The 21,692-nt window shown below is 52.3% G+C and carries 22 protein-coding genes and 2 pseudogenes; 11 read left to right on the top strand and 13 right to left on the bottom strand.

The features are described from left to right. Positions 1-4 precede the first annotated feature (4 nt). Positions 5-1,432, bottom strand: coding sequence for a trehalose-6-phosphate synthase (locus tag C1Y43_RS06280; RefSeq protein ID WP_104187783.1), 1,428 nt, complete (start codon positions 1,430-1,432; stop codon positions 5-7). 172 nt (positions 1,433-1,604) lie between these two features. Continuing rightward, positions 1,605-2,468 (bottom strand): substrate-binding domain-containing protein, encoded by an 864-nt coding sequence (locus C1Y43_RS06285; protein ID WP_058781559.1) that lies wholly within the window; start codon positions 2,466-2,468, stop codon positions 1,605-1,607. A gap of 234 nt (positions 2,469-2,702) precedes the next feature. Here C1Y43_RS06285 and C1Y43_RS06290 point away from each other — a divergent pair, with 234 nt between their 5' ends. From C1Y43_RS06290 to C1Y43_RS06305, 4 genes are all read left to right on the top strand, one after another. Then, positions 2,703-3,398: a hypothetical protein gene (locus tag C1Y43_RS06290; RefSeq protein ID WP_058770282.1), complete on the top strand. Its 696-nt coding sequence runs from the start codon at positions 2,703-2,705 to the stop codon at positions 3,396-3,398. A 97-nt stretch (positions 3,399-3,495) separates the two neighbouring features. Beyond that, a complete protein-coding gene (gene blc / locus C1Y43_RS06295) occupies positions 3,496-4,026 on the top strand; it encodes an outer membrane lipoprotein Blc (protein ID WP_021508986.1) in 531 nt (176 codons plus the stop codon). A 231-nt stretch (positions 4,027-4,257) separates the two neighbouring features. Beyond that, complete coding sequence (locus tag C1Y43_RS06300) at positions 4,258-4,554, top strand: hypothetical protein (RefSeq protein ID WP_104187487.1); 297 nt, start codon at positions 4,258-4,260, stop codon at positions 4,552-4,554. 345 nt (positions 4,555-4,899) lie between these two features. Then, positions 4,900-5,151, top strand: coding sequence for a hypothetical protein (locus tag C1Y43_RS06305; RefSeq protein WP_104187489.1), 252 nt, complete (start codon positions 4,900-4,902; stop codon positions 5,149-5,151). A gap of 155 nt (positions 5,152-5,306) precedes the next feature. Here C1Y43_RS06305 and C1Y43_RS23590 read toward each other — a convergent pair whose 3' ends face one another. Both C1Y43_RS23590 and C1Y43_RS23595 read right to left on the bottom strand, forming a co-directional pair. Then, complete coding sequence (locus tag C1Y43_RS23590; protein WP_146068647.1) at positions 5,307-5,651, bottom strand: hypothetical protein; 345 nt, start codon at positions 5,649-5,651, stop codon at positions 5,307-5,309. Positions 5,652-5,850: 199 nt separating this feature from the next. Then, positions 5,851-6,126: a hypothetical protein gene (locus C1Y43_RS23595; RefSeq protein ID WP_146068648.1), complete on the bottom strand. Its 276-nt coding sequence runs from the start codon at positions 6,124-6,126 to the stop codon at positions 5,851-5,853. Between the two features lie 426 nt (positions 6,127-6,552). On the opposite strand from C1Y43_RS23595, the gene C1Y43_RS24080 reads away from it, so the two are divergent. Both C1Y43_RS24080 and C1Y43_RS24085 read left to right on the top strand, forming a co-directional pair. Next, positions 6,553-6,693, top strand: a complete 141-nt coding sequence (locus C1Y43_RS24080; protein ID WP_233209803.1) for a hypothetical protein — start codon at positions 6,553-6,555, stop codon at positions 6,691-6,693. Between the two features lie 16 nt (positions 6,694-6,709). Beyond that, complete coding sequence (locus tag C1Y43_RS24085) at positions 6,710-6,964, top strand: hypothetical protein (RefSeq protein ID WP_233209804.1); 255 nt, start codon at positions 6,710-6,712, stop codon at positions 6,962-6,964. Positions 6,965-7,351: 387 nt separating this feature from the next. On the opposite strand, the pseudogene C1Y43_RS06315 reads toward C1Y43_RS24085, so the two are convergent. Then, positions 7,352-7,707: pseudogene (locus tag C1Y43_RS06315) on the bottom strand (transposase); the annotation flags it as partial. A gap of 184 nt (positions 7,708-7,891) precedes the next feature. Here C1Y43_RS06315 and C1Y43_RS06320 point away from each other — a divergent pair. Further along, positions 7,892-9,529, top strand: a complete 1,638-nt coding sequence (locus tag C1Y43_RS06320) for an anti-phage dCTP deaminase (RefSeq protein ID WP_104187490.1) — start codon at positions 7,892-7,894, stop codon at positions 9,527-9,529. Positions 9,530-9,919: 390 nt separating this feature from the next. Here the strand turns inward: C1Y43_RS06320 and C1Y43_RS06325 are convergent. The 3 genes and pseudogenes from C1Y43_RS06325 to C1Y43_RS06335 all read right to left on the bottom strand — a co-directional run. After that, positions 9,920-10,444: pseudogene (locus C1Y43_RS06325) on the bottom strand (IS3 family transposase); the annotation flags it as partial. A gap of 3 nt (positions 10,445-10,447) precedes the next feature. Continuing rightward, complete coding sequence (locus C1Y43_RS06330; protein WP_199189141.1) at positions 10,448-11,638, bottom strand: hypothetical protein; 1,191 nt, start codon at positions 11,636-11,638, stop codon at positions 10,448-10,450. Between the two features lie 197 nt (positions 11,639-11,835). After that, positions 11,836-12,054 carry a hypothetical protein gene (locus C1Y43_RS06335; protein WP_088517359.1) on the bottom strand — a complete coding sequence of 73 codons (219 nt, stop codon included), beginning with the start codon at positions 12,052-12,054 and terminating at the stop codon, positions 11,836-11,838. A 331-nt stretch (positions 12,055-12,385) separates the two neighbouring features. On the opposite strand from C1Y43_RS06335, the gene C1Y43_RS06340 reads away from it, so the two are divergent. The 4 genes from C1Y43_RS06340 to C1Y43_RS06355 all read left to right on the top strand — a co-directional run bounded on the left by C1Y43_RS06340 (position 12,386) and on the right by C1Y43_RS06355 (position 17,806). Beyond that, a complete protein-coding gene (locus tag C1Y43_RS06340) occupies positions 12,386-14,098 on the top strand; it encodes an ABC-F family ATP-binding cassette domain-containing protein (RefSeq protein ID WP_104187491.1) in 1,713 nt (570 codons plus the stop codon). A gap of 143 nt (positions 14,099-14,241) precedes the next feature. Then, positions 14,242-15,417: an efflux RND transporter periplasmic adaptor subunit gene (locus tag C1Y43_RS06345; RefSeq protein WP_104187493.1), complete on the top strand. Its 1,176-nt coding sequence runs from the start codon at positions 14,242-14,244 to the stop codon at positions 15,415-15,417. After that, positions 15,414-17,351, top strand: a complete 1,938-nt coding sequence (locus C1Y43_RS06350; RefSeq protein ID WP_104187495.1) for a MacB family efflux pump subunit — start codon at positions 15,414-15,416, stop codon at positions 17,349-17,351. The genes C1Y43_RS06345 and C1Y43_RS06350 overlap by 4 nt, the downstream gene beginning before the upstream one ends. Before the next feature lie 176 nt (positions 17,352-17,527). Further along, positions 17,528-17,806, top strand: coding sequence for a hypothetical protein (locus C1Y43_RS06355; protein WP_021508976.1), 279 nt, complete (start codon positions 17,528-17,530; stop codon positions 17,804-17,806). Between the two features lie 352 nt (positions 17,807-18,158). Here the strand turns inward: C1Y43_RS06355 and C1Y43_RS06360 are convergent, their stop codons facing one another. The 5 genes from C1Y43_RS06360 to C1Y43_RS06375 all read right to left on the bottom strand — a co-directional run bounded on the left by C1Y43_RS06360 (position 18,159) and on the right by C1Y43_RS06375 (position 21,653). Continuing rightward, entirely contained in the window at positions 18,159-18,374 is a 216-nt protein-coding gene (locus tag C1Y43_RS06360; RefSeq protein WP_021508975.1) for a YdgH/BhsA/McbA-like domain containing protein, read from the bottom strand. Positions 18,375-18,488: 114 nt separating this feature from the next. Beyond that, positions 18,489-18,647, bottom strand: coding sequence for a hypothetical protein (locus tag C1Y43_RS23915; RefSeq protein ID WP_164861079.1), 159 nt, complete (start codon positions 18,645-18,647; stop codon positions 18,489-18,491). 141 nt (positions 18,648-18,788) lie between these two features. Beyond that, positions 18,789-19,004: a YdgH/BhsA/McbA-like domain containing protein gene (locus C1Y43_RS06365; RefSeq protein WP_059009207.1), complete on the bottom strand. Its 216-nt coding sequence runs from the start codon at positions 19,002-19,004 to the stop codon at positions 18,789-18,791. A 320-nt stretch (positions 19,005-19,324) separates the two neighbouring features. Continuing rightward, complete coding sequence (locus C1Y43_RS06370) at positions 19,325-19,876, bottom strand: C40 family peptidase (RefSeq protein ID WP_104187497.1); 552 nt, start codon at positions 19,874-19,876, stop codon at positions 19,325-19,327. 259 nt (positions 19,877-20,135) lie between these two features. Further along, positions 20,136-21,653, bottom strand: coding sequence for an MDR family MFS transporter (locus tag C1Y43_RS06375; RefSeq protein WP_104187499.1), 1,518 nt, complete (start codon positions 21,651-21,653; stop codon positions 20,136-20,138). Positions 21,654-21,692 lie beyond the last annotated feature (39 nt).

Genomic DNA, 21,692 nt, shown 5'->3' on the forward strand with positions numbered 1-21,692 from the left:
CTTATCAATAACGTAACCGCCCGCTTATGCCTGCGCCCGACAGGTGACGGCTACACAGCTGCACACTCTCCGGCTGCGGCTCATCCATTAACAGGGCGAGGAAGCTGTCGGCCCACCAGTGACAATCGTAGCGGTGCAGGTTATTCATCAAGCGCGCATGACGGTTCTGACGGTCGCTGAGCGGCAGCCGTAATGCCGTATGGATGGCATCCGCCATTGCATCAGGATCGTAAGGATTAACGATCAGCGCGCCATCCATCTGTTCGGCCGCACCCGCGAACTGCGACAGAATCAGCACGCCGGGATTCGCCGGATCCTGCAGCGCAGCATACATTTTCGCCATCAGGCTCATGCCCGCCATCAGTGGCGTCACCAGTGCCACCCGCGCCGCACGATACAGTCCGGCCAGCTCTTCACGTCGATAATCGTGGTTGAGATAGCTGACCGGATACCAGTTGAGCATACCGTGCACGCCATTGACCTCACCGCACAGATTTTCCAGATTGTGGCTGATCGCCTGCTGCCGGTGCGGGTGTCCGCTGGCAGCAGAAGCCAGCTGCAATAACATCATGTTGCCCGCATAGTCGGGATGATGGCGCAGCAGCACTTCCAGCGCGCTGATGCGATACGGCAGACCTGCGCTGTCGTCGAGATGACCGCCGCTCAGCACCGTGTTGGCCGGCAAATGTTCGCGGCTCTGCTGTTCCATATACTGGCAGCTGTTACTCTCAAGTAACGCCTGAACCTCAGCCAGATCGATCCCGACCGGAAACACGCCGGTGGTGATGATGTGACCGTGCACGCGCAGACGGTTCCTGCCTAAGCGTTCAGCGCGAAACTCGCTCTCCAGCCACAGCAGAAAGTTATTCATATCCTGCCCGGTCTGGAAGCCAATCAGGTCGCAGCACAGCAGCGATTCTGCCAGGCTGCGCCAGTCAGGGATCGCTTCAAACAGCTGACCGGACGGAAACGGCTGATGTAAAAACAAACCGATGCGGTTAGTTAAGCCGGTATCACGCAGCATTTTCACCGTTGGGATGAAGTGATAATCCTGCAGCCAGATAACATCGTCCGGCATGGCATATTCGGCGATGGCATGGGCATAAACCGCATTCAGCTGTCGATAGGCCTGGAAGCTGGCGCTGGTGAAACGTGCCAGGTCCGGACGCTGGTGAAACACCGGCCACAACCCCTGATGTACGTAGCCGTGATAGCCCTCTTCGTATTCTGCGCGCGTCAGCGCAAATTGCAGCCTGTCGTATTCGTTACCCTGCTGAAAGCTAAGCGTGCGCGCCGCTTCCTGCGCAGCGACGATACGTTGTCCATCCCAGCAGACCCAGAGGCCACCGCGTCGGGCCATCAGGCGATCGTAAATGGCTGCCAGCGTGGAAGACTGATGCTGATTATGTGTGACCAGAATAGTGCCGGGCATGATATTTCCCTTTAAGGTTAAGGCGCGCCACAGTGCCGCCTGCTGCGCTGATTTAACCGCCGGCAATATAAAAAAGGCGTAAAGAAAACCTGCGCGGATATAAAAATCCGGCAAAGATCAGCGCCAGTGTGTGGAAATCAGCCCGGCGCCCAGGGGGAAAGGCTTGCAGCGATCAGTGACGGATGGCGCAGCCGCACTGCGACATTTCGCCAGGCACATATTTGCCGTGATGCGAATGGCGCACCTGCAGCTCACCCTGCTGCCAGGCGCGGCTGTGGTCCGGACGCTGATCCAGCAGCCGGTTGAGGGCTTCCGTCACCAGTAAATCACGGCGCGGTGCCCAGCTGCTCAGGTGCCATGTGGAGCCGCGCGCCTCGTCAGCATCATCAAAGCCCACCACGGCGATATGCGCGCCCTGACCGAAGTCGCGCACGGCCTGCAGTGCGCCAAAGGCCAGCTCGTCGTATTCGCACATCAATGCATTGATGCGTTCTGCCGCACGGGTTTTCTTCAGGTAAGCCATCATTGTCTGATAAGCCTGCTCACGGTGAAGGGCACCGGCGTGCAGTGCTGCGTGCAGCGTCTTATCTTCCGCCTGCAGGCTGGCAATAAACCCCTGAACCTGGCGCGGCGGTGTGTCACTTGCCTGCACCTGCATAGCGCCCAAACGCTGGTGTCCCTGCGACAGCAGTAGTGCGCCAAGCTGCTGCCCGGCGTGATACGCATCGGCAACCACCACATCAGCGCCCGCGCTGTCGTTCGGGCACAGATGCACCGCGCGCAGCGACGGCAGCAGGTGCGCGGCGATCTCCTGCGCATCCTGACACGGCGAGCTCAGGAACAGCAGTCCGCCCAGCGGCAGCGACGCCGCGTTCCGCAGCGCGGCCTGAAAATCCTCGCGCGTGGCGGCGCACAGCAGCACCGGCAGCCGATCACGCGCACTGAGCTGACGCGTGACTTCTTTGAGCATGTGCATATTGTGCGGATGACTGACATCATCGCTGACGATGCCGATGAGCGGCGAATGGACGGACATAACTGACCTCTCCTGCTACGTAGGGTACGGGAATAATTTTGACGTATTAGTATGAAATTCCACGTTACCCGAATAATCAGATATCGCCAATCGGTGGATGCGAAGGACTGCTGCTCTCCCCCTTTACCCGGTGCGTGTTGATGGCGGCAAAATGCGCAGCCGCTGCACCGGACGCCCGGTGAGTTTCGTTTTACGTTACACTGACGCCACGAATATTTTGCTAGCGGAAAATTTATGCGCATCACCCTCGATCAGGCCGATCAGCCTTTTATTCACCGCTTACTGGGCGAAGAGATCGCCAGTATCGATTCCCCGTCTGACGAACAACTGCGCCTGCAACAGGCGTTGCAGGATGCGCGGTTACAAAGAAATCATGAAGCAGAGCTCGACTGGAAACGCAACGCGCTCTATCTGCTGCTGTTTGTGTTCCTGTATGGCGCACTGGGCTGCTCGCTGACGCTGGATTTGAGCGCGGTCGCGCAAGCGTCGAGCCATAAAAGCATTGCCTATGCGCTGGAAGCGGTACCGGTCCTGATCGCCTTTTCTGGTCTGTTCCTGTCGCTGCTGTTTCTGTTCGCCGCGCGCGGCAGCGCACGCCGCCTGCACAACTGGGATCACACTATCGTGCTGCTGGAAAAATACAGCGGCTGCAACCTGAGCCTGCAGATTAATGAAATGGGGGCGCGTACCACGCATTACTCGCAGTCGGCGATTACCGTGGCGCTGGCGATGTTTATCTGCCTCACCTGGGTGGTGATGTACAACTACTTCACCTTCACCACCAGCGGCGTGATTGGCAGTGTGATCTCGCTGTTTATAACCACTATGACCTACGTGATTCTGGATATTCAGCTACTGAAATCGGGAAAATCGATCGCTATCGATGAGCCGGTGATTCCGCCAGAAGATGAAGTTGAGAAACGCCGTTAATCGACAGACCGGCGCGGCGTAAGGTTTTGCGCCGCGCCGGTTTCGCTATCCTTATCTATACTTCAGACAGGATTTTGAGAGATATAAAGGAGTTGCGATGAAAATCTGGCCGTTAGTCGCCATTACGGCGCTGTCTGTTACCCTGGTCGCCTGTAAATCCCCGACGCCACCTAAAGGGGTGCAGCCCATCACCCACTTCAATGCCGATCGCTATCTCGGTACCTGGTATGAAATTGCCCGCCTCGATCACCGTTTCGAACGCGGTAAAGATCATGTGACCGCCACCTACGGCAAACGCAGCGACGGCGGTATCAGCGTGCTGAATCGCGGTTACGATCCGGAGAAAAAAGCGTGGAGCGAGAGCGAAGGCAAAGCTTACTTCACCGGCAAACCTGACGTCGCCGCGCTGAAGGTCTCGTTCTTCGGACCTTTTTACGGTGGTTATAACGTGATCGCGCTGGATGAAGATTATCAGTATGCACTTGTCGCCGGGCCGAACCGGGGGTATCTGTGGATTCTGTCGCGTCAGCCCACCATTCCGGCTGAAGTCAAACAGCGTTATCTCGCCTATGCCCAGCGACTGGGCTTCGCAACCGATCAACTGATTTGGGTGAACCAGTCACGATAAGAGGGTGCAGCGCCAGTGACGCCCGCGCGGGCGTCAGTGATTACCCTGGCAGTAATCAGAGTATGGTCAGTAGCAGGCACTGCGTAAATTGACGGCCTTACTTTTTACTGAAAAACGGTTTTTGATGATCTGTTAAGTCAGCAGAGATAAAACGGATGGTAGTGTATCTCTTCGTGAGTATTACCCGCAGCGGCAGCCTGAGCTGCCCGTTACGAATCGAGAGGCTAACCAATGAATAAGTATTTTCTGGCCTGCTTTTTGGCATTGTTCGCATGCTCTGTCAGCGCTGGACAGGGAGGAGCCGAAGGTGAGGGAGGAAACGGCGGCTATGCGGGAGAATCCGGCGCTGACGGTGGAAACGGCTCAGATGGGGGTAATACTGATGGCTCTGCCGGCAGGCCGGGATGTCCCGGCGGCACCGATCCTGATGCGGACGGAAAATTTTATCTTCCTGGTACCACCCAGGAGTGCAATCCAGGCAAGCATGATTCGATGAAGGCACGTCAGCCGACGATAACCGGCGCTTAATTCGCTAGCGTGTTGCCGGGGTAAGTGCAGGTTCGGGCCAGCGTGTTAGTTACTTACCTGTTATATACGGTTTCAGTCACTCTCCAGGCGTAAGTAGCAGGCTGGCGCCGCCAAAGGCCAGTAGCAAACCTATTCTCTATTGCGCCGCCGCCGGTAAGTATGCTCAACCTACGCATTCCAATACATGGCACACAATGTACTGGTTGCATACTGCCTGTCAGTGTCAAATGCCTCTGAACAGTTGGAATTGCTATGAACGTCCGCTTTGTGCCGGAAGTGGAAGTTGCTAACTTCATGTTAAGTTGATGCGCGAAAAGCAGGTCAAAAACTAAGAAGAGGTTCAAAATGTCATCACACTCTACACAATTAGTAAAAATCATTGCCGATATCGCTATCGCACTCGAATTTACCGACGAGACTCTAATTAATCCTGATGTAGCCATTGAGATGCAGGAGAGTATTGCGGGCACTCTTCAATCCCTTGATGACGTTGACAGCGAAGATATAGCGGGTACCTTTGTGAGTATATCGACTCTTTATAATGGAGAAATTGCAGATTACGTCAGGTCTCTACCTGTTAATTATGGCATCAAGTAAGGAGATAATTACTCACTGCAAGGCTTGTACCATACTCAGGGCGGACATTTAACCCAGTTAGCTTATCCCCTTCGAGCCAAGAAGTGGACAATTATTGAGCAATAACTAGCCGTTAATTATCTAATAATTTCTATCCTGCATTCATCAGGACGGCGTCACCCGTTACCGTTTTGAGTCGATATTGAACATCGAGTGACAGGACCGTTTTCATATCCCTGAATGGTGAAGTTAGGGAAATTTGTCACTGTCATCATACTGTCAGATTGATAGCTTTCAGTGGTGCTGCGAAGCTGAGATTCATTTAGTTTTGCCATCTCTGCGGAATAAGGACTTGTTACGCTGATGCTGTCTGGATCGATTTTATGTGTTTGACCGATTTCGTCTGTAGTGACGTTCAGATGGTAGCGTTTAGTGATAACAGGTGTTGTTGTACCAGAGGGTATGAGCGTTGTAATGACCTTATAGGTTCTTTTGTTACCATGATTCGAAATCACGGTCATACTATTTTAAAATCCAGAGTGACAGGCTTCTGGCCCACCAGAATATTAAGTGGGGCATGACAAACAACCTTACTACCTGCCTTTTGTTCAGCATTTAAACGCAATATCTCTTCATGTGAGGCCGCGAAGCTGATTGTTGGGCACAGAAGTAGGAATGCTGACGCGAAGGTTCTAAACATAGTTATATTTTCCATTCTTATCATGTCATTCCAATATACGGACCTCGACTCATCGTTAAAAAAATCTTCTTCATACACTTACGGAGAATTGTGTATTTATGTTTTACATCGAGCCAGTTCTCTTGCCAGAAAGGACGCACAAGAGGAGCACCATGAATCGACGAATTTAATGTCCGTTCCTCGCTCAAAGCGGCCTTATCAAATGGATTCGTGACAGGATTGGTTTGCAGCAAGAAGAATACGTTTGGGCATCTGGTCTGCATGAACGGCTGGTCTCTGAAGGGATTTTCGCTCATAGGGCTGTCGCCTTTGAAATGCAGCGTGAACCACTCATGGCCCGCCATTGAATATCGCTAATTTGAAAACAACTTTATCAAGTTAGATCTGGCGGAAGAGAGCGTTAGGAGACGTTATGACAATTGACTATCTACAAGCCTGGTACAGCGGCAGCTGAACAATGCTGCGAGTGTAAACAAAAGATCCCCCCTCGTTTCTTCATTATTGTGCCATCATCCATGCCTGTTGTGTGTTGGTCATCATGTTGTTAACTTGCCAAGAAAAGTGATAAGTAATTCTCGTTTCTGGTGGCATGAACCGTGTAAAAATAACTTTTGCTGAATGAGAGTTACCGCGAGTCTGCGCTGAGGTCAATGAAGCTCTGATAAACACTCTCAGTAAGACAGTGATTATCCCTCCGATTCGTCATAAACAAGGTAAGAACCATGTTCGGATTCTTTAAAAAGAAAAAACCTGACGCTGAGCAAGGGCAAGGTCTCCGACTGACGGCAAAACAATTTATCGCGCTGACGCTGAGTGATGAAAAGCTGTCTATGACCTTGTACCTGCCGGGGGATCCGCAGTGAGGCCGAATGTGACGAAATGGGTTTATGGCCACTCATCTACATCTGGAATGTGGACCGTGCCACTGGCACGTTCAGCCTTTCTGTTAACAGTAAGGCCATTGCCCACCTCCTGGAGCCTTTCGTGCCCCGAGAAGACCCTGCGTATGTCGAAATTCGTGATGAGACGATGAAGGTCATCTCCGAGTCTTCAACGCGGTCCGTTCTGGCGACGGTTGAGAAAACCGGTCTCATGCCCGATGTTTTGTTCGCGTATGACGCTGAGAACGAATGATTGCTATCACGGCAGCAGAAGAGGGATGGAAAAATCATGAGAGAACCCGTCCCGCTTACCAGCAAGGATTCCCGGGATGACTCTCTTGCTTTTCCAAAGTTAGTGGACAGGGGATTTCTTGTCTCAAGCGGTCAAGAGCGTGAAAAATCCTGTTGCCTGCCAGGCCCTATCCGCAAGAGGTCTTCGCTAATGCGTTAAGCTCAATACCAAACTTAACGCATTGCGTACGAGACTTAACGCATAGCGAGCCTGATCCATTGGTTATCGACCCGGAGAGAGATGAATATGGTCGTTTTATCAGTCGCTTACTGGATAAACCTTTCATAGATGATCTTGAAGACTTAAGTGATGAATTCAGGTCTAAACTATTTAAACTAGCTGCGGCTTCAGACTGAGGCCATGAAGGAAATGCTGGTTCAATGAGGTCATTGAACCAGCATCACACATAAACTCAACGGCTTCCCGCTTCTGGTATGTCGTCATTACTTTCGACCGAGAGCCACCTGAATCCCCTTCTTACTAAGCATGGCTTCAGCAAGTAGCTTCCTGAGTTGACCGTTCACCTCTTCAGGCAACTTAAGCCGCTTCACCACAGGCATTTTCATGCCGCTAAAACTCCTGCGACAGGTGTAAAAGGTGGCGTCGGAAATGGCGTGCTTACGGCAAAACTCACGGGCAGAAACCCTGGCTTCAGCCTCGCGGAGGATACTGATGAACTGTTCGTCTGAAAAACGCTTCTTCATGGGGTTGTCCTCATGTGGCTTATGAAGACGTTGCTAACATCGGTGTGTATTAATCAACGGGGAACACAGGTCAAACCATCTCGTCAAAAGGATTACTAACTCAAGTTTCCTAGCAATATTACTTTGCAACATTTATCTTAATTAGCTATAAAGAGGGAAGAATACTATTAATTAGGATAAGGGCATGCAAAGCACAGCCTTAGATAAAAGTCAAGAATTTCAAATTGTTGGGAATGATGATATTGCCGAGCAGTCAACAATTAATGCAACTCAAGAAATAAAAGACAGTGTTACTCCAGAAATTATAATCGCACTTTGTGGGCCAATTGGTTCACCGCTACATGAAACCGCTGAGCAGATATCATTCTCGCTGAAAAAATATGGCTATAAAACATATGATATACGTTTGAGTGATCTAATCCGGATTAATTCAAAATATACAAAGATTAATATTGATGAAAGCACTAAGCTAAAGAAATTCAAGTCGCTGATAACTGTGGGTGATAAACTTCGTGAAATGTACGGTAGTGATATTCTTGCAAAATTAGCTATTGCTAAAATTAGCGCCGAGCGTAAAAAAAACTTTGGTGAGTTTGATGATATTGTCAATGAATCCAGCAAAGGGGAAGCGAGTAAGATTAAAAATCAAAAAATTTGTCATATTATTGATTCAGTTAAAAATTCCTCTGAGCTTGAGTTGTTGAAATCAATCTATGGAAAAATGATTTTCTCTATAGGTGTGTTCTCCCCTTTAGAGGCAAGGCGTGAAAATCTCTCAAAAATTAATAGCCTAAGCGTTGAAGATATTGCTGAACTAATCAATACCGATTCTGGTGAAGAGTTCGACCATGGGCAATCAGTTAGAGACACTTTCCCGAAATGTGATTACTTTTTGCGGGTTGATAGTGGGTTGGCAGAGCCAGGAAATGCCGAGGCTAAAGGCCAAATTCTATCTAAACTGGAACGTTTCTTTAAGCTAATTTTTAGGAGTTCAGTTATATCACCGACTGAAGAGGAAAATGCAATGTATGCAGCCACCTCAGCGGCTCGTAATTCTGCATGTCTATCAAGACAAGTTGGTGCTGCAGTAACATCTTCATCTGGAGAACTTCTTTCTACCGGTTGGAATGATGTGCCTCGTAATGGTGGTGGCCTCTATGGTAAACAATCTATCCGCTTAAAAGTTATTGATCCTGATCATCGTTGTTATGCTTTACAAAATAGAAATTGCTCGAATGATGCAGAAAAGAGAATATTGGCTGAAGTTGTCATTGATAGCCTTGTACAGGAAAAAATAATCCCTGTAAAAAAAAGAGAAGCTGCGATTAAAACCATTATAAAAAACTCACGATTAAAAGATTTAATAGAGTTTTCAAGAGCGGTTCATGCAGAAATGCATGCGATTCTTGGTGCATCTCGTGTGGCAGGCGAAAAAATTTTAGGCGGAAAAATATTTGTAACAACCTATCCATGCCATTCCTGCGCAAGGCATATTATCGCTTCTGGTATCTCTGAAGTATATTTCATTGAACCGTATAGAAAAAGCTTAGCTCTTAAGCTTCATTCAGATGCGATGACCGAATCAGTAATCGAGACGGATGAAAAAGTGAAGTTGATACAATTTGATGGAGTAGCTCCAACTAGGTTTCTTGAACTTTTTGAATCTGGACCTCGAAAATCTAAAGCTGGGGTGCTAGAGTTAGCGACAGAGGGTGCGGCTATGCCTGTGGATAGCGTTAGTCTTAAAGCGATTCCTAAATTAGAACAGGTAGTTATTGCTGAAGTTGATAGTAATAAACTTAACTTGTTGAGGCTTGAGTGATTTATATGAAAAAAAACGACAGAAACCAGTTGGAACTACCTATATTAACAGAAGTTTTTATAGGAACAATCCACTCAAACACGAGAAGTGTCCAACACACTGCTCAACCATCTACATGTGAGAGTGAGTATGTCGAACTTGCAGGTTCTGAAGATATTGAGATTTATCAATCGATTAGCAACGCTTACTTCAGGGCCTTATCTACTCAGAAACGTTAGTCGATTGCCATGATTTAGGCTCCGTTTTGGATAAGGATTGGTTTTGGATACGCATGTCCTTTTTGCTACATGCGTATCTATAAGCAGAAATCAGATTAATTATTTTACAACATTTATTTTAATGGCTGATGTGGACTGCCCCCATACCCGTAGACAAATTCTGTCCTCACTACGATGCCTGTTTAAAGGCTTCCGGACTGATGCCGCCGGGATGGCAGCCCCGGTCTGAGTGTGCGATGACCTCGCCGTCAGGTTTACGAGCGCCAGCTCTCGCAACAACATAGGTTTCATCGACCAGCCGACCACGTTACGGGCGAAGAGATCGATAACCGCCGCCAGATACAGCCAGCTGCCAGGTGCGGATATAAGTAATATCGGTAACTCAGACCTGATTGGCCCGAACAACAGTAAACTGGCGCTGCACGCGATTAGGGGCAACCACTGAGGGGCGGCCAGCGATACGACGCGGAACTTTATAGCCACGTAAGGCTTTAATCCGGTTCAGTTGCATAATACGACCCATCCGGTTTTTGCCGCAGGTTTCACCGATTTCATTCAGATCGCCATGAACCGGACGATAGCCATATACGCCACCGCTCAGTGAAAAGGCATCGCGGATGAGTGTCAGCAGACGCTGGTTATCTTTATCCCGCGCAGAGACCGGATTATGAAGCCACGCATAAAACCCGGCCCGAGAACATTAATTAAGAATCAACTCGGACCTGAAAATACTTCCGAATTGCAACGTCGCGGTTTGCTCGTCATCCTGAATAATGTTAGCCCCCATCATATCGATCCAATGGTTACGAGATGGGTCGATTAGCGTCTCAATGGTTGGCTGCTCTCTGAGCAAATCGATGGCATCCACATTCATTCCTTGCCTTACGGTAACTTTTGAAATCATATCGTCATAAATATAGATCGGTCTCGGCAATTGGAAAGTAACCTCTCGGCCTCGATAGCGACCGCCGAAAAGATGAGCTCTTGAGGTGCTTTCCAGCAACTCTTCGCGTGCGCGTCGGTCGCGGTCTGCAAGAAACTCTATACGCTTTTTATCTGTTTTTTTTGTCGATGGAGGCATGGCTTGCGGTTTCCCGAAAGGCGCGGCTACCGCCTCTGCCGCTGTTTCAAAGCCTGTCGACCGAAGCAGTTTGGCCATTACGCCACGGGTTGCGGCGTCCTTTACAAACTCCATTTCACTTTCGGTAATAATTACAGGATCTTCAGGTTCTGGATCAATGATCTTCAGGTGACTTGGATTACCGTCCTCAATGCCGATACTAAGACCTGATACCAACCTCTGCCCTGTATGCCCTGGTGGGAACTTTATTGAAAGTTTCTGGGATATACCCGAATCGATTTGGCTATCCCTGAAAGCCTCACCTGATTGAGTTCCCTTACATTCTATAATATGCCATTTTCCATCGTGCCCACGTACCACGAAGTCAGGCGTCTTATTTGGCCCTCGCTTTGCGGTGCGATGCTGGTATGCGCCATGGCTTGCGCCGTAGCGCTGCAAAAAATAGCGGCCATCGACAATATCAACCAATGGTAAATTCTTCATGAGCCAGACCATTGGCACTCCCATTCCGAAGTCATCACTTAGAATAGTTTTCTGATGCGCATCAAGATCTGCATAGCTTCTTGTCAAGCGGAGATCCTGGTCTCGGGGCGTGATCGCTGCCAAATATCTCACCCACGCCCAGAATTCTGCAAGCGAAACACCTGTAACAGAAGTCGGTGTTGTCAGGTAACCGATGATTAATAACATCGAGTTGATGTTCAAATTGAAGGAACTGCTGCCTGCGGTGAAAGCAGCCGGGAAACTGGGAATCTTGCCGATCCCTGGCCAACTGGATTTATCAACATGAACATCGATCGTACGGTACATTGCGAGTGATCCTCTCTAAAAAGTTGGGTGCCAATATTAGTGACCTGCTTCCCGTTCAATAAAATACATCAATACCAGTCATGCCCACCTTGACGGTGGTTGGCATTACCAACGTCCGCTTTTCGCTCAAAGCGGACATGGACTTGTGCTAAGTCCGCTTTATGCCCGAGCCGGACTTTGAAAACACAATCAGGTTTTCATTCGATGCGTTTCACATCGGGATGATGCTCAGTTGCAGCTTCATGAAAGATATCACCCAGCCAGCCTGCAATTTCGTCTTCTGGCATATCATCTGGAATAGCGATATCAAACATGCGCGAAAATTTTCTTTCTGTCACGTCGACGCGAAATACCTGCCAGCCATCCTCCTTACGCAGAACGCCAATGTGCCGGCCAAAAACGTCATAAATCAGCATATTCACTCTCCTGTGATATCAATCAGGCTTTGACGCCATACTATACCAGCGCCGATACAAATCGCTGGAAAAAGCCGCACACCGCCACTATTATCGGCTGACTTATTCACCTGCTGATAACTAAGGAGGATCCCTATGCCGTCGTGTGAACTGTTTGTTTACTCACACTTCTATGGTGACTGGACCCGCTCAGGTTTTACCGCACTCGTGCTGCGATAATCCGCCTGAGCGAAGTTCTGACAATCTAATCCCTTCTCTCCGGCTTACCGGGTTGTCGTCAGCGAAATTCTGACGTCAGGCCTTTTTGCGCCTGCAACTTGAGAGTAAGTAGATGAGCACACTCCTTTCCGCACACGCCGTCGGCTTCGACAATGCCTTTGGCCCGCTTTTCCATTCCCTGGATTTCAGCCTGAAAAAAGGCGACCGCATCGGCCTGATTGGCGACAACGGCAGCGGTAAAAGTACCCTGCTGAAAATTCTCAGCGGTGAACTGGCCGCCAGTCACGGCAGCGTCACGCCCGCCAGCCACTGTCTGCTGGCGCGCATTGAACAACATCTGCCGGAAACGTTACTTGAGGCCTCATTGCTGGATGGCGTGATCGCCCGGCTGCCCGCAGCACAGCGCAACAGCGAGCGCTGGCGTGCTGAGGCGCTGCTGCATACGCTGGGTTTCAGCACAGCGCAGCAGTCACAAACCGCCGCGACGCTGAGCGGCGGACAGCATATGCGGCTGTTGCTGGCGCGCGCGCTGATTCTGCAGCCCGATTTACTGTTGCTGGACGAACCGGGTAACCATCTCGACCTGCCGACCCTACTGTGGCTGGAGAATTTTCTGATCGGCTGGCAGGGCAGCTTTGTGCTGGTGTCCCACGACAGCGCGCTGCTGGACCGCGTCACCAACTGCAGCGCAATCCTGCGCGATCGCACGCTGCATGTTTTCCGTCTGCCCTGCACGGCCGCCCGCGAGGCGCTGGCGCAGCAGGATGAGGCGGATGCGCAGCGCCACCAGGCACAGCAGCAGGAGATCGCCCGGGTTGAGAGCAGTGCAAAACGGCTGGCGATCTGGGGTCGGACCTATGACAACGAAGGTCTGGCGCGTAAAGCAAAACAGATGGAGAAGCGCATCGACTGGCTGAAAGCCGCGCAGACCACGCTCAGCGCCGGCAGTCCGTGGCAGCTGCAGTTACAGGGCGAAGCGCTGCAGGCGGATCGCGTGCTGGCGCTGCCGCCGATGTCGATTCAGCCTGCTGCCGGGGCGCCGACCCTTTTTTCCCTGCCCGCGCTGCAGGTGAAAAGTGGCGATCGCATCGCGATTGTCGGCCACAACGGCTGCGGCAAATCCTCACTGCTGCGCCAGCTGTGGCACAGCTGGCAGCAAGGCGACAGCCCGCTGTTTCATCCGCGCGCCCGCGTCGGCTATTACGACCAGAGCCTGCAACAGTTGCGTGACGACCAGACATTAAGCGCGGCATTGCACGGTTTCGCTGCGCTGAGCGATGAGCAGTGCAAAATGGCGCTGATTAGCGCAGGCTTTCCCTGGCTGCGCCACCAGCAGAAGGTTGCCTCCCTCAGCGGTGGTGAGCGCTCGCGCCTGCTGTTTGTCGGCCTAACGCTGGCGCGCTACTCGCTGCTGCTGCTGGATGAACCGACCAACCATCTGGATATGACAGGCAAAGAGGAGCTGGCGCAGGCGCTGCAGCAGTTCGCCGGCGCGGTGCTGCTGGTGTCTCACGACCGCAGCCTGATCGCCAGCAGCTGCAATCGCTTCTGGCTGATTGAACAGCAGCAGCTGAGCGAGTGGCACGACTGGTCGCAGGTAACCGCCAGGCTGGCCACCGCCCATGTGCCAGTCGATCACCCGCTTGCCGCTGCCGCCGTCGATGGCCGCCCGGGCGATGAAGATGCACTGTTGCAGGCGCTGCTGATGCTGGAAGAAAAGCTGCAGCAGGACGAAGCGCGTAAGGCAAAGCATCAGAAGCCGGCGCAGCAGCAGCAGTGGCGCAGGGAGATTGCGCAGCTGAAGCAACAGCTGAATCTGCTCTGAACGGATTGACTAACGGGGTATCGCAAACCCACAACCTGCGCCAGGGATGGCGCACTCCCCTGCGGCTGACAAAATTCCGCAGAATTTTTCTCCAGTTTGTCCCGCTTAGTGATTATTATTCTCGCTAAATTTAAGGGACGATGATGCACACAATGACGAAAAAATGGTTGTTTGCCGCGCTGACCGCGCTGGTGATTATTCTGGTTCTCTGGGCGTATTCGGCGTCACGCAGTAAACCCAATCCGCTGATGACCGCCGCGGTGCGCCAGGGCGACATCGAAAACGTGATTGCCGCCACCGGCAAAATGGACGCGATTGAGCGCGTTAACGTCGGTGCACAGGTCTCCGGTCAGGTGAAAAAGCTGTATATCAAAGCTGGCGACAACGTGCGCAAGGGCCAGCTGATCGCGGAGATCGATGATCAGCCGCAGCGCAGCGATCTGCGTAATGCACAGGCGGCGCTGAGCGTGGCGCAGGCGGATTTACAGACCCGTCAGGCTACGCTGGTACGCCAGCAGGCACAGTTTCAGCGCCTGCAGCAGATGGTTAAAACCAATGCCGTTTCCCGCCAGGATTTTGATACCGCCGCCGAAGCGTGGCGCATCGCCCAGGCAGAGCTGACGGCGCAGCAGGCGCGGGTGATTCAGGCGCAGATCGAAGTGGATAAAAAGCAACTCGATCTCGGCTACACGCGCATCATGGCACCCATTGACGGCACGGTGGTGGCTATCGTCACGAAGCAGGGCCAGACCGTAAACGCCGTGCAGAGCGCCCCGACCATCGCCAAACTGGCGCAGCTCGGCACCATGACCATCAAAGTACAAATCTCCGAGGCGGATATTACCAATATTCAGCCCGGCCAGCAGGCGTGGTTTACCACCTTCGCCAATCCGGATAAACGCTACAACGCCACGCTGCGCAGCATCGAACTGGCCCCTGAGTCGGTGATGAAAGATGATGCGCTGATGGGCAACAGCGAAAGCAATACCGTGAGCAGCACGAACGCGGCGGTCTATTACAACGCCCTGCTTGATGTGCCGAACCCGGATAATGCGCTGCGCATCTCCATGACGGCGCAGGTTAATCTGCTGCGTGACCAGGCGAAAAACGCGCTGCTGGTGCCGGTACAGGCCACGAAAAAGGCCAGCGATGGTCGTACTTACGTCGAAATTACGGATCAAAATAATCAGCCAGAGAAGCGCTACATCACCACCGGCATCAGCGACAGCGTTGACATTCAGGTGCTAAGCGGGCTGCGCTTAGGGGAAAAAGTGATCCTTGCCACGCAGCAGCCGGGCGCGGACAAGGTGGTGATGTGAATATCATCGAACTGCACAACATTCAGCGCAGCTACGTCAATGGTTCGCAATCCCTGCAGGTGCTGAAAAACATTAATCTGCAGATTGCCAGCGGCGAAATGGTGGCGATCATCGGGCCCTCGGGCTCAGGCAAATCCACGCTGCTGAACATTCTTGGCTGCCTTGATGCGCCGGACAGCGGTAATTACCTGATTGGCGGTAAAAATACCGCCACGCTCTCGCCCGATGCGCTGGCGCAAGTGCGGCGCGAGCACATCGGCTTTATCTTTCAGCGCTATCACCTGATGCCGGATCTCAGCGCGCTGAGCAACGTTGAAATACCGGCGATTTACGCCAATTTATCCGGCACCGCACGCCGTCAGCGCGCCGCACAGCTGCTGGCACGGCTCGGATTACAGGGGCGCGAACAGCATAAGCCGGGCGAGCTGTCAGGCGGCCAGCAGCAGCGTGTCAGTATTGCGCGTGCACTGATCAACGGTGCCGAAATTATCCTCGCCGATGAGCCCACCGGCGCGCTCGATTCGCACTCCGGTGAAGAAGTGCTGCGCATCCTCAGCGAACTGAACCGCGAAGGTCACACAGTGATTATCGTTACCCACGATATGAAAGTGGCGCAGCACGCGGAACGCATCATTGAAATTCAGGACGGCGAGATTTTTGCCGACAGCGGCAGCGCTGCCACGGCCGCAAAAACGCACTTTACGCCAGCGCCACGCAAGCGGCAAAGCAGATTCCGCGGTCTGCTTGACCGGCTGCGCGAATCATTACGCATGGCGCTGAATGCCATGAACGCCCACCGCCTGCGCACCGCACTGACTATGACCGGCATCATCTTTGGCATTGCCGCCGTCGTCACCGTGGTGGCGCTGGGCCAGGGCGCGCGGGAAAAAACGCTGGAGAGCATTTCCGGACTGGGTACCAATGTGGTTTCTATCTATGCCGGGGGCGATTATGTCGAGGATGATGCGCATCCGGTACAAACCCTGGTGATGGCCGATGCCGATGTGATTGCGCGCCAGCAGTTTGTCGCCGCCGTCAGTCCGGAGATCATCGCCACACAACCCATTCGCTACCTGGCCAACGCCTCCAAAACTTCAGTTTCCGGCGTAGGCGTCGACTATTTTCGCATTCAGGGCATTAAGCTGGTGGAAGGCAGCAACTTCAGCGATGAGCGGCACGCGCGCCAGGAAGTCATTATTGATATCAACACACGCAATAAATTATTTGGCGAACAGGGCCCGAGCCCGATTGGCAAAATGATTGTGCTGGGATCGGTGCCGGTGCGGGTTATTGGCGTGGCCAACAATGAAGATGGGCTTTCGCCCAACCGTCTCAGCGTCTGGCTGCCGTGGAGCACGGTGATGTATCGCATCAGCGGTCAGACCGCGCTCACCAGCATAAGCATCAAACTTAAAGATGATGTGGTGAGCGGTGCGGCGGTGGAATCGCTCACCCAGCTGCTGACGGCGCGCCACGGCACCAAAGATTTCCTGATGTTCAACCGGGACAAGTATCGTAAAGCGATAGAAGGTGCGGCGGCCACGCTGACGCTGCTGATTTTACTGGTGGCTTCGATTGCGCTCATGATCGGCAGTATTGGCGTAATGAACATCATGCTGGTGTCGGTGACCGAACGCACCCACGAGATTGGTGTGCGCATGGCGGTGGGTGCGCGACGCGGCGACATTATGCAGCAATTTATGATTGAGGCGGTGCTGGTGTGCCTGGTGGGCGGATCGCTCGGCGTGGCGCTGTCTCTGGTGATAGGTCCGGTCATTTCACTACTGGCTGGCGGCGTGCTGACCGCCATTTACTCGTGGCAATCGGCTGGCGCAGCGTTTGCCTGCTCAACCATTATCGGCATGATATTTGGTTATCTGCCCGCGCGCAAAGCCGCACGAATGGATCCGGTCGCCGCGCTCGCCAGCGAATAAAATCAGCAACCGGACCGGCACGTTATTCATGCTGGTCCGGTCATTTCAGGTCTAATCCGAAAGTCATTAAATCAATTAGCCCCGCAGGTCATCATCGGCGTAGACTGAACGCGTCTCTAATTTAGACACATCACCGATTATCTATTCGATGGCTATCACTCGCCCGAGAGTAAGTTATGTTAGAACCGCACTATTTTTATTTATGTCACGATCCGGACGCCGGCTGGGTATTGCATAAAAAAGGCTGTTACGTACTGGAATTTGAAGAAGAAAAGCGCTTTATCGGCTCTTTGTATACCGTGCATCAGGCGCTGACGGTAGCGCGTATCCACCATCCGCAAATAGCCTGTTGCCGCGACTGCCTGCTGGACAAAGGCCGGTCGAAAAGAACGCCGGTTAATAAAGAGAAAAATCTGATTCCCTCTCGCCATTTTGACGACGACCAGAAAAAATAACGGTGCAGATTACGCAAACGTAATGTGTTTTGAAATGGTGTAATAAACTCACCCGCTTCGCGTTTATTTAGCCGCAACCGGATTCATTTCTGACAAAATAACCGACGTGTAAGTCGGGAAATCCACTCAGCGTTTATCGCCTGACGGTTTGATATTAAAGCAGTTATCCACAACTGACGTGCAAAGAGGCTGGCTTATCCTGTGGATAAACGCCTGGGCTCCGCCTGTTGCGCCCGCTGAGCAGGGTTGGTCAAATTTCGAACGCCAGCCTGCTGCTTTTGATAGCTTTCAGCCGGGCCGGAAACAGCAAAGCCGCCCGAAGGCGGCCTTAACGCAGTGAACCAGTCTGAACTTAGTTATACAGTTCAGCCGTCATGTGCACGCGGTTGTTGGTGTTGGCTTCAGTAATTTTATACTGAGCGCCCTGCTGTTGCGCCTGCGCGGCGATTTTAGCTTCTGCACCGTCCAGCGTAGAGGAAGTCACGGTTACGCTCTGGGCAAAGCTGGCAGCTGACATCAGTGAAAGAGCGGCAACAGCGGCGATTGACATAGCTTTAATGGTTTTCATGGTCTTATTCCTTAATGGTTGTGGCTGAAGGCTGTGTGCCTTCGATGGAACTAATAATAACTCAGGTTACTATACTGCAATTGATAATTAGTGCGGTTATCGTGATCGTGCTAATTATTTCTGATTGCCTGGTTGCGCCAGCTCAGCGCGCACCGTCGCGATAAATTGCGGCCAGTGGGCAAAACGAATCACCGGAACGTGAGCATGGCGTTGCGTGCGTAATGCATCTGCAAAAGCCAGCGCCTGCCGGTTGATATCCACGTTGTTCAGCATATTGCGTTCTCCTGCCAGACAGTCTGCGCTGCAAATTCAGCAATATCGCCAGAATGATTGATACGCTGCGAGCCTGACTGCACGACAAAAAAGGCCGCCCGTCAGGCGACCCGTTCTGGCACATCCCTGTGCAACCATCCGTTATTTGTAGAGTTCAGCGGTCATGTGCACCAGGTTGTTGGTGCTGGCTTCCAGAATTTTATATTGCGCACCCTGCTGCTGAGCCTGAGCGGCAATTTTCGCTTCGGCACCATCCAGTGTGGTGGAGGTGGCTGAAACGGTTTGCGCGAAGCTGGCAGCAGACATCAGGGAAAGCGCGGCGGCGGCTGCAATGGTCAGTGTTTTGATAGCTTTCATGGTCATATTCCTTAGCGTTTGATGAGAAGGCGCTGTGCCTTCGATGGGAATAATAATAACCATGTTTACTATTACAAAATTGATAATTAGTGCGAATACTATGATCGCACTAATTGTTAATGCATGATATTTAAATTATTTATTTATAATCAATAGGTTGATTAGATCTCAATGCCCATAAAGCGGCACAGAGCGTTAAAGCAGCCATCATGTTGAAGGCGAATTGCCACTGAAACAGGAGACGGATGGTTGACGGCAGGATGGGTCTGAGCACGGGCGCGAAAACGTCGCGCCGCGGCTTTGTGGAGAGATGTCTGACCTCAGACTTTATTTTTATAATTGAAACTGATCTGCGAATTCTGCTCGCGCGGAAGTCGTCTGGCTTCTAAATATACCGATTTCCAGTACGGATTATTCAGTGACGAGCGCATCACGCCCTGGCTAACTGAGGCGTGCAGGAACTGGCGATCGGTGTCGTAAAAGCCGACGTGCAGCTCATGCTTAATGCGGAAGAACACTAAGTCGCCAGGCTGTAAATGCGCCTGATCAACCGGCTTACCCATGACAATCAGTTCACGCGTTGTGACGCGATCCATGGGAATATTGAAACGATCTTTTAAGGTGCGCCAGACAAATCCGGAACAGTCAACGCCGGATAATTGCGTTCCGCCCCACTGATATTTGGTGCCTTCCCACGAATGCATTTGATCGTGCAAAGCGGCTATTACCGGAATTAAATCGGGCTGTTTACCACCGTCCTGCGAGGTATCAACACTTTCCTGCTCCGGTGCTGGCGAGGAGTGAGACGAGCAGCCAGCCAGGGTTAATAACATCAGGCAGGCAATCAGGTTGCGGGCCGCAGTAGCAATCATAGGGTGACGTTTCACAGTGGATAACAGGGATAGCAGATTTATACCGTAAAGAAGTTGCAGAAATAAAGCGTCTCCGCCCGAATTCTCGCTGTCTTCACTATTTTTACCTAAGTTTACAGAAAGGTAACGCTATGTATTTAGGATAAAAATCTATATGTTTTGCTGCTTTGCGCCGACAACGCATATTTATCCGGCAAATTGCGTTTAAATTTTATTCCGCAGCCTGACCGACGGACCTGCTGCGAAATAACCGGAAAGCTTATTTGCGCACGTTATCGCGCAGCGGCGACTCCGGCAGCAGCAGCGAAAGTATAAAAGCCAATAGCATAACGCCGGCGGCCATCTGAAATGCGGCATGCACCGCATCACTGAACACCAGCAAATAAGCCTGACGCAGCGCTGCAGGCAAATGGTTCACGGCGACTGGATCCAGCGAAGGCGGCAGCACGTTACCCTGCTCTATCAGTCGGGTCGCTCCGGATTTCAGCACGTGACTGAACACAGCGCCAAACAGCGCAACGCCGATCGAACCGCCCACCGAGCGAAACAGCGTAACCGATGAGGTCGCTACGCCGATGCGATCGGGCGTCACCGCATTTTGCACCGCCAGCACCAGCACCTGCATAGTCATGCCCATTCCCATGCCGAGCACGCTGGAGAACAGATAAATGTGCCAGAGCGGCGCATCCAGCGTCAGCGTGGTCATCAGCGCCATCCCGGTTGTGGCCAGTAGCGTCCCGGCGATGGGGAACAAACGGTATTTCCCGCTGCGGCTAATCATGCGACCACTAATGATTGAGGTGACCAGCAGCCCGCCCATCAGCGGTAACAGCTGTAGTCCGGCCTCGGTGGGCGTGGCGTTTTTTACCACCTGCAGATAAAGCGGCAAAAACGTCACGCTGCCAAACAGCGCCATGCCGATAATAAACGCCATCAGACTGGCGAGGGAAAAACTGCGATTGCGGAACAGATCGAGCGGAATGATCGGTTCCCAGGCGCGTCGCTCCTCGTAAATAAACCCCAACACGCCAACCAGCCCCATGGCCAGAATGCACCATAGCTGGGGATCTGACCATTCGCGCAGCGTGCCGCCTTCACTGGTAAACAGCGTCACGCCCACCAGCGCCAGGCTGAGAAACACCGCACCCGGATAATCGATTTCATGGGGTTTGCGTCGGCTATCCGCTTTAAACACCGCATTAATGATCAGCAGCGCCAGCAGGCCGAGCGGCAGATTAATGTAGAAAATCCAGCGCCAGGACATGTGCTGCACGATAAAACCGCCCAGCAGCGGCCCAATCACCGTCGCCAGACCAAACACGCCGCCAAACAGGCCCTGGTACCGGCCGCGATCGGCGGGCGGAATGACATCCGCGACAGCCGCCATGCTCACCACCATTAATCCGCCGCCGCCCAGTCCCTGCAGCGCACGGGTAAAAATCAGCTGCGGCATGTTTTGCGCCAGCCCGCACAGCGCCGAGCCCAGCAAAAACAGCACCACCGAGATTTGCAGCACCGTTCGGCGGCCAAACAGATCGCCAAATTTGCCATACAGCGGCACGACCAGGGTTGAGGCCAGCATGTAAGCAGTGACGATCCACGACAGGCGATCCAGCCCGCCCAGTTCGCCGACGATAGTCGGCAGCGCGGTCGAGACGATAGTCTGATCAAGCGCGGACAGCAGCATCACCAGCATCAGCGCGCCCATCAGCAGGCGAATGGAAGGCGGGCTGGTTGCCCCGCTGTCGCGCTGCGATGTGATAGATTGAGGTTCCATAACGACACCGTTTGAAATTAATTAAATGCACAATTAATA

Origin of the sequence: Pantoea sp. ICBG 828 (genome assembly GCF_002928355.1) — a bacterium.
GTDB classification, from domain to species: domain Bacteria; phylum Pseudomonadota; class Gammaproteobacteria; order Enterobacterales; family Enterobacteriaceae; genus Pantoea; species Pantoea dispersa.